This window comes from Vibrio sp. DNB22_10_4, from assembly GCF_052879755.1.
Genome location: NZ_JBNNXW010000016.1, coordinates 15,651 through 29,024 on the forward strand (window position 1 = coordinate 15,651; position 13,374 = coordinate 29,024).

At 48.5% G+C, this 13,374-nt stretch carries 9 protein-coding genes; 6 read left to right on the forward strand and 3 right to left on the reverse strand.

Translation table 11 applies throughout. The annotated features are described in order from the left end of the window. The first annotated feature begins 11 nt into the window (after nt 1–11). Nucleotides 12–1,715: a sodium:solute symporter family protein gene (locus tag ACVA6Q_RS21760; protein WP_446648916.1), complete on the forward strand. Its 1,704-nt coding sequence runs from the start codon at nt 12–14 to the stop codon at nt 1,713–1,715. A gap of 72 nt (nt 1,716–1,787) precedes the next feature. Here ACVA6Q_RS21760 and ACVA6Q_RS21765 read toward each other — a convergent pair whose 3' ends face one another. The 3 genes from ACVA6Q_RS21765 to ACVA6Q_RS21775 all read right to left on the reverse strand — a co-directional run bounded on the left by ACVA6Q_RS21765 (nt 1,788) and on the right by ACVA6Q_RS21775 (nt 7,311). Beyond that, entirely contained in the window at nt 1,788–2,126 is a 339-nt protein-coding gene (locus tag ACVA6Q_RS21765; RefSeq protein WP_446648917.1) for a DUF3316 domain-containing protein, read from the reverse strand. Between the two features lie 498 nt (nt 2,127–2,624). Further along, nucleotides 2,625–6,053, reverse strand: a complete 3,429-nt coding sequence (locus ACVA6Q_RS21770) for a PAS domain-containing hybrid sensor histidine kinase/response regulator (protein ID WP_446648918.1) — start codon at nt 6,051–6,053, stop codon at nt 2,625–2,627. Between the two features lie 70 nt (nt 6,054–6,123). Next, the gene (locus tag ACVA6Q_RS21775; RefSeq protein ID WP_446648919.1) at nt 6,124–7,311 is read right to left on the reverse strand and encodes a 3-phenylpropionate MFS transporter; all 1,188 of its coding nucleotides are present in this window, start codon (nt 7,309–7,311) and stop codon (nt 6,124–6,126) included. Between the two features lie 228 nt (nt 7,312–7,539). On the opposite strand from ACVA6Q_RS21775, the gene ACVA6Q_RS21780 reads away from it, so the two are divergent. The 5 genes from ACVA6Q_RS21780 to accB all read left to right on the forward strand — a co-directional run bounded on the left by ACVA6Q_RS21780 (nt 7,540) and on the right by accB (nt 13,373). After that, nucleotides 7,540–9,360, forward strand: coding sequence for a DUF294 nucleotidyltransferase-like domain-containing protein (locus tag ACVA6Q_RS21780; protein WP_353497330.1), 1,821 nt, complete (start codon nt 7,540–7,542; stop codon nt 9,358–9,360). Nucleotides 9,361–9,376: 16 nt separating this feature from the next. Next, nucleotides 9,377–10,003 carry a 3'-5' exonuclease gene (locus ACVA6Q_RS21785; RefSeq protein ID WP_446648920.1) on the forward strand — a complete coding sequence of 209 codons (627 nt, stop codon included), beginning with the start codon at nt 9,377–9,379 and terminating at the stop codon, nt 10,001–10,003. 176 nt (nt 10,004–10,179) lie between these two features. Then, nucleotides 10,180–12,129, forward strand: coding sequence for an acetate--CoA ligase (gene acs, locus ACVA6Q_RS21790; protein WP_446648921.1), 1,950 nt, complete (start codon nt 10,180–10,182; stop codon nt 12,127–12,129). Nucleotides 12,130–12,405: 276 nt separating this feature from the next. Continuing rightward, the gene (gene aroQ / locus ACVA6Q_RS21795) at nt 12,406–12,855 is read left to right on the forward strand and encodes a type II 3-dehydroquinate dehydratase (protein ID WP_353497333.1); all 450 of its coding nucleotides are present in this window, start codon (nt 12,406–12,408) and stop codon (nt 12,853–12,855) included. Between the two features lie 59 nt (nt 12,856–12,914). Continuing rightward, nucleotides 12,915–13,373 (forward strand): acetyl-CoA carboxylase biotin carboxyl carrier protein, encoded by a 459-nt coding sequence (accB, locus tag ACVA6Q_RS21800; RefSeq protein ID WP_446648922.1) that lies wholly within the window; start codon nt 12,915–12,917, stop codon nt 13,371–13,373. The last annotated feature ends 1 nt before the right edge of the window (nt 13,374 follow it).

A 13,374-nucleotide genomic window follows, 5' to 3' on the forward strand; every position in this document is an offset into this window, starting at 1 on the left:
AGGCGCAAATAATGGATATTCAAACTTGGACGTTTATTCTGGTCGGTATCACCTTTGCGTTGTATATCGGTATCGCAATTTGGGCTCGCGCAGGTTCTACTAGTGAGTTCTATGTCGCAGGTGGCGGCGTACACCCAGTTGCAAACGGTATGGCGACCGCAGCAGACTGGATGTCGGCAGCATCGTTTATTTCGATGGCAGGTATCATCTCATTCATCGGTTACGATGGTGCGGTATACCTAATGGGTTGGACTGGCGGTTACGTACTCCTTGCACTTTGCTTAGCCCCTTATCTACGTAAATTCGGTAAGTTCACCGTGCCAGATTTCATTGGCGATCGTTACTACTCTAAGACAGCACGTATGGTTGCGGTATTCTGTGCCATCTTTGTCTCGTTCACTTATGTGGCCGGTCAGATGCGTGGTGTAGGCGTGGTATTCTCTCGCTTCCTAGAAGTCGATATTAACCTTGGTATCGTCATCGGTATGGCCATCGTATTCTTCTACGCGGTTATGGGTGGCATGAAAGGGATTACCTATACTCAGGTAGCACAATACTGTGTTCTTATCTTCGCTTTCCTAGTACCCGCTGTATTTACATCTCTGATGATGACAGGCTCAGTCTTCCCACAAGTTGGCTTTGGTTCTACCATCACCGGTTCAGAAACTTACCTGCTTGATAAACTTGATGGACTCACCGAGGAATTAGGTTTCACCGCCTATACCGATGGGTCGAAGAGTATGGTTGACGTGTTCTTTATCTGTGCAGCACTTATGGTAGGTACAGCAGGTCTTCCACACGTAATCATTCGCTTCTTCACCGTTCCACGCGTAAAAGATGCACGTATCTCAGCAGGTTGGGCACTGGTCTTTATCTCTCTACTTTACACAACTGCTCCAGCAGTAGCTGCGTTTGCTCGCGTTAACATGATTGACACCATTAATGGTCCAGACATGAAAGGCGTTCAAGCGACTGAAGCACCAAGCTGGTATAAGAACTGGGAAAGCACGGGTCTTGTTGGCTGGGAAGATAAGAACGGCGATGGTCGTATGTTCTACTCAGGTGATGAACGTAACGAGATGAAGATCAACCGAGATATCATCGTACTGGCTTCACCAGAGCTGGCTCAACTTCCAAACTGGGTAGTGGCACTACTTGCAGCGGGTGGTTTGGCAGCGGCACTATCAACGGCAGCGGGTCTACTCTTGGTTATCTCGACGGCGGTCTCCCATGACCTGCTCAAGAAAGGCTTTAAACCCGATATGACCGATAAACAGGAGCTCATGTATGCTCGGATAGGCGCGGCAGCAGCGGTTATCGGTGCGGGTTACCTTGGTATTAACCCACCAGGCTTCGTGGCTCAAGTTGTTGCCTTTGCCTTCGGTCTGGCTGCTGCATCCTTCTTCCCTGCGATTATCCTAGGCATCTTCTATAAGAAGATGAACAAAGAAGGCGCCATCGCCGGTATGCTTTCAGGTATTTTGTTCACAGCGGCTTACATCATTTACTTCAAGTTTGTAAACCCTGCAGCAAACACACCAGACAACTGGCTATTTGGTATCAGTCCAGAGGGCATTGGTACTCTAGGTATGTGTCTAAACTTCACAGTGTCTATTGTGGTCAACAAGTTTACGGCTGAAGTACCACAAGACGTACAAGAAATGGTTGAGTCTATCCGCTACCCGAAAGGTGCTGGCGCGGCACACGACCACTAATATTACCAATACGACAATAGAAAAAGCCGCTGCAATTGCAGCGGCTTTATTTCGTGCTAGCGAAAATTAAAATTAGTCGTAACGTGCAAAACGATACTCAACATCAACGAAACCTTGATACATTGATGCGCCGTCAGCCGCTGCAACCGTTTTGACTTTCACATCGGCGTCATAAATTTCTACGCTGTTGTGCTTCAAGCTCTTGTGTGGTGTACGCAAAATGTACACAAGCTCATGAGATGGAGTACTAGATAACGTCTCCATAATTTGATTGCCTTCTGCAATGGCTTCCGCCTCTGTCGAGTATACAGCTGTATGTACACCGCCGTTACCGTAAATGTTATCAAACTGCGCGTACGATACCGCTGGAACCATCGCGAATACTGCTGCAAGAGATAATAGTTTTTTCATAATGACACCTCATAAATAGCACTCTAAAGTGCTTAACAATCAGGTGAACGCACCACATCCTAACGCTCAACCAACTCCTTCGTTACTACGAAGACCTACCTAAAAAGTATTAAAAGCAATAAAAACAAAACCAAGAATCATAACAATTTTCATTCTAGTTAAAGACCGCATTTCGTCGCATTTACTACTTCACTGTTACTCAATACGACCCGACACAGGTCACATAAATTTCAAAAAAAAGTCAACTTAAGTACTAGAACCTTAAATTTCCTTGATTAACAGATACCTAAACGCACCAAATTAATTGAGCTAAGTCTCAACAAAAGTGTAACGACATGAAAATCGCTTTCCTTATGAATAAGAATAGTTGGAAATTCGTAAAGCGTCTGTCAAGTAAGGTAAAGATACGGTGATATTACGTAAAGACATCAGAGGTGCACCACTTATCACCCAAAACAATAGCTCTCGCGATAACGGCACACCTCTTACAAAGGGAGGTTATGATTGATTGAGAATCGCGCGCAGCTTAAGCGGCTTAAGTGGCTTAGCAATAAACGCAAAACCATTAGACTTAATGCCTTCAAGCATCGACTCGGTGCGATCAGCACTGATGATCACTCCTTTAAAAGAGTCTCCTACCCGCAATCTAAATTGCTGAAGCACTTCGAGTCCTGTACGACCATTATCAAGTCGGTAATCAGAGAGAATGACGTCTGGTTCCCATCCTTGGTCTAAGTGTTTAAGACTGCCAACCAAATCAAGCGCAGTACGCACATCGCAGCCCCAACGAGCCAGTAAGGTTTCCATTCCAACTAGAATATCTGGCTCATTGTCGACGCAAAGCACTTTCAAATGCTTCAGTCCAGCGTCACTAGTTGCAGCTACTTTCACTGGCTCTGCTGCAACTTCCCTAGCCAAGTCGAGCGTAATCGAAAAGACACTGCCGCGATCTGGCCAAGAGCGCATTGAGATTTGATGATTGAGCACACGGGCAATACCTCGAGAAATCGCGAGCCCAAGCCCCAAGCCCCTATCAGCTCTCGCTTGGTCAACACGTGTAAACTCGTTAAAGATCTCTTTCTGCTTGTCTTCTGGGATACCAATACCGTCATCCCATACATCGATTCGTACTCGACCATTAACACGCCGCGCACCAAGCAAAACCTTGCCCTCAGGGTTGTAGCGAAACGCATTGGTCAAAAAGTTCTGCAATACACGGCGCAGCAACTTAGGATCGGATTTAACGATAAGCGAGCTAGAAACCACGGAGAAATCTATCTGCTTGCCTTTCGAGATAGCACTGAACTCAGCTTGTAATGTCTCAAATACTTCAGAGAGATGAAAACCGCGAACATTGGTTTGCAGCTTACCTGACTCCAAACGTGAAATATCTAATAGGTCACCAATCAGCTCTTCCGCAGCGCCAAGGGCACTTTCGATATGCCCTGATAGCTTTCGCCCTTCCTCATCTTTACTGACCTCTGACAACGAGGAAGCAAACAGACGCGCAGCATTAAGTGGCTGCATCAAATCGTGGCTCACTGCGGCCAAAAAGCGCATTTTCGATTGCGATTCCGATTCTGAGCGACGTGTTGCCAATACCAAACGTTGGTTGAGTTGCTCAAGCTCGTGTGTTCGCTCTACGACACGTTCTTCCAACCGCTCGTTGGCATCACGCAACGCCATTTCCGCCTCTCTAAACACGGTAATGTCAGTAAAACTCATCACAAAACCGCCACCTGGCATTGGGTTGCCTTGCACTTCAATCACGCTGCCATCCGATCGAACGCGCGATGAGGTATGCGGGGATCCTTGCTCAAGGTAAAAGATACGCTTTCGTACATGTTCATTGGGATCGCCCGGACCACATAGGCCTTGTTCAGCGTTGTGACGAATCACATCCGCAATGGGTCGCCCGACTTGGATAAGTCCAGAAGGAAAGCTAAACAACTCCAAATATCGACGGTTCCAAGCGACTAACCTTAGTTGTTTATCCACTACGGCAATGCCTTGACCAATATGCTCAATCGCCCCCTGAAGCAGGCCACGGCTAAAGTGGTAAAGCTCCGAGGCCTCATCGACAATCGTCGCTACTTCTTCCAACTGCATATTGCGTCCTTGCAGCGCCGAAGTCAGTACCAACTTTGCAGACGATGCACCAAATACCCCGGCGAGGACACGCTCGGTATGCCTAATAAGCTCGGCGGATGCTTGCTGGTTCGGCAGTGGCTGATTATCTTGCTGCTTCCAGTAATGGCGAAATGCACTGCGCACCCGCGTGCGCCCTACAAAACGTGAGGCAAGCATTTCGAGCTCAGCCACGGTCACGCGGCTTTGATACAGGCTGAGGTTTTCACTTTCAGGTAGCGGCGTACCCACAAATGAGGCCGACTGCAGACGCTCGGTCAGACTAGAGCGCGTCGCCAGCGAAATCACCACAAAACAAATCGCGTTCAATACCACAGAGATCAGCATTCCCCAGTCGGAGCTAGCGATGCCCCAGGAGATCAGCATTTCAGGCGGGGTGATAATACGCAGTAGTAAATTGGTACTCGCATCCCCCGCTAGAAGACCGGTTTCACTCATCAAGGTAATTAACCAAATGGCGAAACCGACAAACAGACCAACATAAACACCCTTACGATTACCTAAACGCCAATACATGCCACCAATCAACGCTGGCGCGAACTGGGTGATGGCAGAAAAGGAGAGAAAGCCAATCGCAGATAACGAGTGAATGGTATCGAGCGCCTGATAAAACAGCCAAGCGCCAAATAACAACACACAAATGAGGGCACGGCGAATGATCAGTAGTAGCCCAGAGAGATGTCGATGAGAACGGTGCGCCAGCTTGATGCGGCGCAGTAGCAATGGCATCACCAGATCATTAGACACCATAATAGCCAGTGCAATGGTTGATACTATCACCATGCCACTCGCCGCCGAGGTGCCTCCCAAAAAGGCTAGCAAAGCAATATTGTTTGCTTCGGCAAATTTGGGAATACTGATCACGAACGTATCAGGTGAGGTGCCCATTAATAGCCCTTGCCCTACCCAAGCAATCGGCAGTACGAATAGCCCCATCAATACTAAATAAGCTGGGAATAACCAACGAGCAGTATGCAAGTCCTGCGCGCGCTCATTCTCGACCACCATGGTGTGAAACTGGCGCGGCAAACAGACGATCGCCATCATGGTCAAACCCGTGTGGATCAATAAGGTGGGAATATTGGGAGATTGATAGGTACTCGAGGCAAGCTCGGTCAGCTTGATGTCGGGGCGCTCCCAAGCGAGATAAAGAATGAAAAACCCAACCACCAAAAAAGCCACTAACTTAACGATAGACTCAAACGCCACTGCCATCATCATGCCGCGGTGATGCTCAGTGTTATCAATATGGCGAGTACCAAACAGCATGGTGAAGATCGCCAGCGCACCAACCACAAACCAAGAGATATGCTTATCTTGATAACCCAGCTCAGACGCTAAGTCCGGAGCAACGACTTCAAGCCCCATGGTGATGCCGCGCAACTGCAGTGCGATATAAGGTAAGATCCCCGCAACTGCAATTAGGGTAACCACAACCGCTAAGCCTTGAGATTTGCCATAGCGAGCCGCGATAAAGTCGGCGATTGAGGTGATGTGCTCACGCTTAGCGATAAGGATAAGGCGAGCAATGACGCGCCAACCTAAGGTAAAAACGATGATTGGCGCGATATAAATAGGCAAGAAGGCCCAGGGGTTACTGCTGGCCTGACCGACGGTGCCGTAAAAGGTCCAAGAGGTACAGTAAACAGCAATGGATAGGCTATAAACCCAAGGCCGCCAGTTGGATAACCACTTTTTTTGTCTATCCCCGTACCATGCTATAAGAAATAAGATGCCCAAATAGGCCAATGACACGGGGACGACGATCCATCCTTGCATAAGTGATATCCCTTTAAAATCGTTAACTATTATTTAAAGGGTTATCACAAGTTTTCTCAAACTCCGTAACTCAATTCTGTGGCTCAGGCTGAGATTTTTCCTGGATATCTTTCACGCCATTTTTGCCTGGCTCGACTTTGATAAACAGCGCCAATACGCCCATCGCCGCCATACCCCAGAACACATTCGCGCCCCAATTCTCATAGCCCCAACCACTCACTGCCATCATCAGAGCAATGAACGCGCCTAATGGGATCGCATTATACAGAGCCTGCAGCGCGACCATTTTGTTCGCTTCTGATTTCTGGATATACTGGATCGCCGCAATATGCGCGATGGCAAACGTCACGCCATGCAAAAGCTGAATCACCACCAATGCACCGACAGCGGTCGTCGAAGCCGTCAAACCCCAACGCACAATCACGCCCACTGATGAAATCACAAACAGAGTGCGTAGCGACCAGCCAGCAAACCATTTCTTGCTAAAAGCGAACAGCAGCACTTCCGATACTACGCCCAAGCTCCACAGGTAACCAATCAGACTTTCTGGGTGACCTGCTTCTTTCCAATAAATAGAGCTAAAACTGTAGTACGCGGCGTGACTGCCTTGAATAAGAGCAATCAAAACCAAAAAGCGAATCACTGACGCCTCTTTCAGTAGCGCGCTAAGCTTCGGTCTTGCCTCATCATCATGGCTTTGCGATACCGGCATGGTCGCAGGATTACGCATCACTAGTAGCATTGAGATAACAAAGCCAGCCAACGCGGTGTAAACAATCATGTTGGCACCGAATTGAGAAGCAAGATAACCCACCACAGAAGAGCCTGCGATAAATGCCACCGAACCCCAGAGACGTGTGCGACCATAATCAAGCATATTCCGGTTCGCATAATGGTTCGCTGCAGCATCCGACAACGGAACCACCGGACCAAAGCTCAAATTAAACAGCACAGTGACTAGCGCCAGCATGGCGAAGCTTGGTCCTGCAGCTAGGTGAGCGGCAACAAACAAAGTACACGCCAACGTCGCCCAGCGAAGTGCCGGCAATAGACTTTCTGCTTTATGGATTCGCGGCGTGATAAGCAGATTGGCCACACATCGAGTGGCAAAGCCCAATCCCATCAATAAGCCAACATCGGCAGCTGACACCCCTTGGTCTTCAAACCACAACGCCCAAAACGGTAGATACACACCGTAGGCAAAAAAGAAACCAGATAAATATTGGGAAACCCAAGCAAAAGGGGAAGGCGTTAACATGTCAATGAACCTTGCTACAACAGGATAGGCGGATTAAAAGTGGCGCTATTATGCAACGAGACCTTGCTCATAAAAAGGGAATTAATCTATAGCGTAAATTTCCCCCTATCCTGCGCAGTTAAGGCCTTCAGAAAAACACCGCTAACTGTGTTCGACTAAAGTCGTCTGGAGCTTAGCGACGAATTTGCCAGACTATAGCCATGATGGGAGAAAATGGAGCGCTCTGGTATGCCTGATAAATTCAATATGTCGTCACCACCTTTCGATCGACTCAGTGACAGTCAACAAACCGAGCTTCGTTCTGCACTCGATGTCGCCTATTATCGAGACAAAGACACCATCCTAAAGGCAGGTAGCAATGCCGACCATCTGTATATCATTATCAAAGGCTCCGTCGAGGAACGCGATAGCGAACAAAAAGAGGTCTACGCTCACTATACTTATGACGATATGTTTGATGTCAGAGCAATACTCAGTGAGACCGTCAAACATGATTACCTCGCCTTAGAAGACACGCTGGTTTACCTGCTTCCTAAAGAGGTATTTCTCTCGCTTTATCACAGCAACGGTCAGTTCGCCGCCTACTTCGACACTAGCCTGGCGACACGCCAACAATTGATTGAAGAGGCACAAAAGCAGCAAAATTTAGGCGAGTTTATCCTCACCAAAGTCGATGAAGACATCTACCATCCGCCCTTGATTTTGCCAGCAGATATGCCGATCACCACGGTGACCGAAACCTTACTCAGCCAAGGCGTGGATGCTGCGCTGATCGAACTTACCAGCGATGACCCTCGCGTCACAAAGAATGCCACGCCTTATGGCATCGTCACTCGCACTAACATGCTCCACGCCGTGGTACTCGACAAACTGAGCAGCGACACCGCCATTGGCAACATTGCCACCTATCCAGTGCATCAGGTGGAAAAACACGAGTTTTTGTTCAACGCTATGGTGACCATGACTCGCCAACGGGTGAAGCGCTTAATGGTGTGTGAAGGCAGCCAAGCCGTTGGCATGCTCGATATGACGCAAATTCTTAGTGCGTTCTCCACCCACTCTCACGTGCTATCACTCAGCATTGCCCGAGCAAATAGTATTGATGAATTGGCGTTGGCGTCCAATCGTCAGCAGCAATTGGTCGACAGCCTTGTGACCAACGGTATCCGCACCCGATTTATGATGGAGCTGGTTTCAGCCGTTAACGAGCAAATCATTGAGCGTGCCTTTGAGCTTGTGGTGCCACCCGCGATGCACAATCACTGCTGCTTAGTCGTCATGGGCTCTGAAGGGCGCGGAGAGCAAATTCTCAAAACCGATCAAGACAATGCCCTCATTTTCGAGCCAGGTCTGGAATGGCCGAATCAACAAAAAGTGCTTGATGAACTCAACCACACTCTCGCGCGTCTTGGCTATCCACTCTGCCCTGGCAAAGTCATGGTCAGCAACCCTCATTGGGTACGCACGACTGACGCATGGCAACAGCGCATTGATGAGTTGGTCGCCAGTGCTAACAGCGAAAGCGTCATGGAGATTGCCATTCTCGCCGATGCCAGAGCGGTGGCTGGCAACGAAGCTTTACTCACGCCGGTCAAGCAGCACTTGCAACAAAAAATGGCAGGACAAGAGCTGATCCTAACCGAGTTCACTCGCCCTGCCCTCAACTTTGCGGTGCCACTGACCTTATTTGGCAACGTGAAAAGCTCCAAGCAAGGCGTGGATCTCAAACAAGGGGGGATCTTCCCTATCGTACATGGCGTCAGAGCACTAAGCATGGAATATGCCATTGATGCGACCAACACCTTTGATCGCATCGACCAGCTGGTGGCAAAACGAGTCTTAGAGCAGGCGACTGCAGAGAACTTATCTGAGGCACTCAAGCACCTGTTTAAACTTCGTCTTCAGCAGCAGCTCTCCCACCATGACATTAGTAACGCCATACAGTTGGATGTGCTGGAGCGGCCCGAGCGAGATCTACTTAGACATGGTTTACATGTGGTGAAGAAGTTCAAGCAGTGGTTGGGTTATCACTATCAAATTCGCCACTAAAGTAGTGAGGTGAAACATGAATATTATCACCAGAGCCTATTGGCGCTATCGGACAAAAGGCACACCTTACCAAGGTTTGTTCAGCAAACCCGAACCCGATGAGTTTGTATCGCTCGATTGTGAGACCACCAGTCTCGACCCCAATGTGGCCGACATTGTCACCATTGCAGCAACAAAAATCATCGATAATCGCATCATTACCAGTGCCCCATTTGAAGTACGTCTGTCAGCACCAAAGACCCTCGATGAGGATTCAATCAAAATTCATCATATTCGCCATGACGACCTCAAGCACGGCATCAGCGAGCAGCAAGCGATCAAGGCGCTGATACAGTTTATTGGCAATCGCCCTCTCGTTGGCTACCACATCCGTTACGACAAAAAGATCCTCGATCGCGCCTGCAAAAAGCACTTAGGATTTCCATTGCCAAACGCGCTGGTTGAGGTCAGTCAGATCTATAACGATCAACTGCTGAAATTGCTACCCAATGGCTACTTTGACTTGAGCCTAGAAGCCATCTGCCGTCATTTACAGATCCCCAATTATCACAAACACGACGCATTGGAAGATGCTAAAGCGGCCGCCATGGTGTACCTAAAACTGACCCGAGGCACATTGCCGCCATTTCGACCTCAGAACTAAAATCGCGAGAACTGCGACCAAGATCTCATTACACAACCAATCTAAGCCATTAATTTAGTTCGATTTTTATTCAGTACGCCTAAAGTCTAATTGCTCATTGCAGCGAACTAGCCGAGAGTTAATACACGACCTAGTTCAGCCCTAGCCCGCTAAGCTCAATTCAAAGGAGAGAATCAATGAGTGAAGTTCATGTCTATCCGGTAAAAGAAAACATTAAAGCCAACACCCACGCGGATAACGACACTTATCTATCCATGTATCAACAGTCTGTCTCGGATCCAGAAGGGTTCTGGGGCGAACACGGTAAAATCGTTGACTGGATTAAACCATTCACTAAGGTCAAGCAAACTTCTTTTGACACTGGCCACGTCGACATTCGCTGGTTTGAAGATGGCACCCTAAACGTCTCAGCCAACTGTATTGACCGCCACCTCGCAGAGCGCGGCGACGACGTTGCCATCATTTGGGAAGGCGATGATCCAGCAGACGACAAGACTCTAACCTTTAACGAACTGCACAAAGAGGTGTGTAAGTTCTCCAATGCGCTTAAGGCTCAAGGCGTAAACAAAGGTGATGTGGTTTGTCTTTACATGCCCATGGTGCCAGAAGCGGCAGTCGCGATGCTCGCGTGTACCCGTATTGGCGCAGTGCATACTGTGGTATTTGGCGGTTTCTCTCCTGAAGCACTGTCTGGCCGTATTATCGATTCAGACGCTAAGGTCGTTATCACTGCCGATGAAGGCGTTCGCGGCGGCCGTGCGGTGCCGCTGAAAAAGAATGTCGATGAAGCACTAACTAACCCAGAAGTGAAAACCATCTCTAAAGTCATGGTGCTTAAGCGCACTGGTGGCGATGTGGCTTGGCATGAGCATCGTGATGTGTGGTGGCATGAAGCGACAGCAAATGCATCTGAAGTATGTCCTCCAGAAGAAATGAACGCTGAAGATCCATTATTCATTCTTTATACATCAGGCTCGACAGGTAAACCTAAAGGGGTGATGCACACCACCGGTGGTTACCTAGTTTATGCGACCATGACCTTCAAGTACGTGTTCGATTACCAGCCGGGTGAAACCTTCTGGTGTACCGCGGACGTGGGTTGGATCACCGGCCACACTTACCTCATATACGGGCCACTTGCCAATGGTGCTAAGACCATTTTGTTTGAAGGTGTGCCAAATTACCCAAATACTAGCCGTATGAGCGAAGTGGTCGACAAACACCAAGTGAATATCCTTTACACTGCACCGACGGCAATTCGCGCTTTAATGGCGAAGGGCGATGAAGCGGTTAAAGGCACTTCTCGCGACAGCCTACGCATCATGGGTTCAGTTGGCGAACCTATCAACCCAGAAGCTTGGGAATGGTATTACAAAACTATCGGTAATGAGCAATCACCTATCGTTGACACCTGGTGGCAGACAGAGACAGGCGGTATCTTGATTACTCCACTTCCGGGAGCCACAGAGCTCAAACCAGGCTCGGCAACTCGCCCATTCTTCGGTGTGCAACCTGCACTGGTCGATAATATGGGCAACATTGTCGATGGTGCGACAGAAGGTAACCTCGTCATCCTTGATTCATGGCCAGGGCAAATGCGCACCGTTTATGGTGACCATGAGCGCTTTGAGCAGACTTACTTCTCTACCTTCAAAGGCATGTACTTTACCGGTGACGGCGCACGCCGCGATGAAGATGGCTACTACTGGATCACAGGCCGTGTCGATGACGTACTGAATGTGTCTGGTCACCGTATGGGTACCGCTGAGATTGAATCAGCATTAGTAGCATTCGATAAAATAGCGGAAGCGGCTATCGTCGGTATCCCACACGATATTAAAGGTCAGGCCATCTATGCCTACATCACGCTAAATGATGGTGAGTTCCCATCTGCGGAGCTACATAAAGAAGTGAAAGATTGGGTTCGCAAAGAAATCGGCCCTATCGCTACACCAGACGTGCTGCACTGGACCGATGCGCTGCCTAAGACTCGTTCAGGCAAAATCATGCGTCGTATCCTACGTAAGATTGCAACCGGTGATACGAGCAATCTAGGCGATACGTCAACACTGGCTGACCCAAGCGTGGTCGACAAGCTGATTGCCGAAAAAGCCGAACTCGCTTAATGACTCTTTTGCAACTTGATAACAAGCCGCCCTGGATTGGGCGGCTTTTTTGTTTCAGGTTTTTTCAGCAGCTTGTCAAAATGTGCTCTGTGCTGCAAATTTTCTGCCAGACTACAGGTGATTAGACCAGTAAATTGCTGCTAAATGTTGTGAATTAGCTATAATCTTGGTCAATTTTTAAAAATACGAGCTAAATGAGCTTCTCAGCCGCTCCTATTTTTATGTAAACTTGGGATAAACCCCGTTTATTTCACGTTAACCGAAGATGGCGACAATATGACAGCAAAGTCTCGAATTCTAGTTTTAAATGGCCCAAATCTTAACCTTTTAGGTGTCAGAGAGCCGGGACATTACGGCAGTGAAACACTCTCACAAATTGTTGATAACTTAGAAAAGCAAGCGGCAAAAGCCGACATCGAGCTGTCCCATCTTCAATCTAACCGTGAATATGAACTGATTGAGGCCATCCACGCGGCATTTGGGAATACCGATTTTATCATCATCAACCCAGCAGCGTTTACTCATACTAGCGTGGCACTGCGTGATGCCTTGCTGGGAGTATCAATCCCGTTTATCGAAGTGCACTTATCAAACGTTCATGCCCGAGAGGCCTTTCGTCATCACTCTTATCTGTCCGATGTGGCGCAAGGGGTGATTTGCGGATTAGGTCCACAAGGCTATGAATTTGCGCTTTCAGCGGCCATCAAGGCACTAAAAGCAAACTAACCAAATACTCTACGGCTTAATGCAAAGCCGTCTTACTCACAAGACGAAGAGAAAGAAACATGGATATTCGTAAAATTAAGAAGCTAATTGAACTGGTTGAAGAGTCTGGCATCGCTGAGCTAGAAATTTCTGAAGGTGAAGAATCAGTACGCATCAGCCGAAACAGCCCAGCTGCGGCACCTGCACCTGTTCAGTACGCAGCAGCGCCTGCTCCAGTAGCAGCGCCGGCTGCAGCTCCAGCAGCACCTGTTGCGGCTGAAGAAGCTGCACCGGCAGTACCCGCTGGCCACCAAGTTCTTTCTCCAATGGTTGGTAGCTTCTACCGTGCGCCAAGTCCTGACTCAAAACCATTTGTTGAAGTTGGTCAATCAGTGAGCGCTGGCGATACTATCTGTATCGTTGAAGCAATGAAGATGATGAACCAGATTGAAGCAGACAAGTCTGGTGTTGTTACCGCTATCCTAGCTGAAGATGGTCAAGCAGTAGAATTCGATCAACCGCTAGTTATCATCGAATAAG

Bases quoted from the DNA above. Each gene is read 5' to 3' on its own strand.
- ACVA6Q_RS21760 (WP_446648916.1), top strand. From the start codon at position 12: ATGGATATTCAAACTTGGACGTTTATTCTGGTCGGTATCACCTTTGCG.
- ACVA6Q_RS21765 (WP_446648917.1), bottom strand. From the start codon at position 2,126: ATGAAAAAACTATTATCTCTTGCAGCAGTATTCGCGATGGTTCCAGCG.
- ACVA6Q_RS21770 (WP_446648918.1), bottom strand. From the start codon at position 6,053: ATGCAAGGATGGATCGTCGTCCCCGTGTCATTGGCCTATTTGGGCATC.
- ACVA6Q_RS21775 (WP_446648919.1), bottom strand. From the start codon at position 7,311: ATGTTAACGCCTTCCCCTTTTGCTTGGGTTTCCCAATATTTATCTGGT.
- ACVA6Q_RS21780 (WP_353497330.1), top strand. From the start codon at position 7,540: ATGCCTGATAAATTCAATATGTCGTCACCACCTTTCGATCGACTCAGT.
- ACVA6Q_RS21785 (WP_446648920.1), top strand. From the start codon at position 9,377: ATGAATATTATCACCAGAGCCTATTGGCGCTATCGGACAAAAGGCACA.
- acs (WP_446648921.1), top strand. From the start codon at position 10,180: ATGAGTGAAGTTCATGTCTATCCGGTAAAAGAAAACATTAAAGCCAAC.
- aroQ (WP_353497333.1), top strand. From the start codon at position 12,406: ATGACAGCAAAGTCTCGAATTCTAGTTTTAAATGGCCCAAATCTTAAC.
- accB (WP_446648922.1), top strand. From the start codon at position 12,915: ATGGATATTCGTAAAATTAAGAAGCTAATTGAACTGGTTGAAGAGTCT.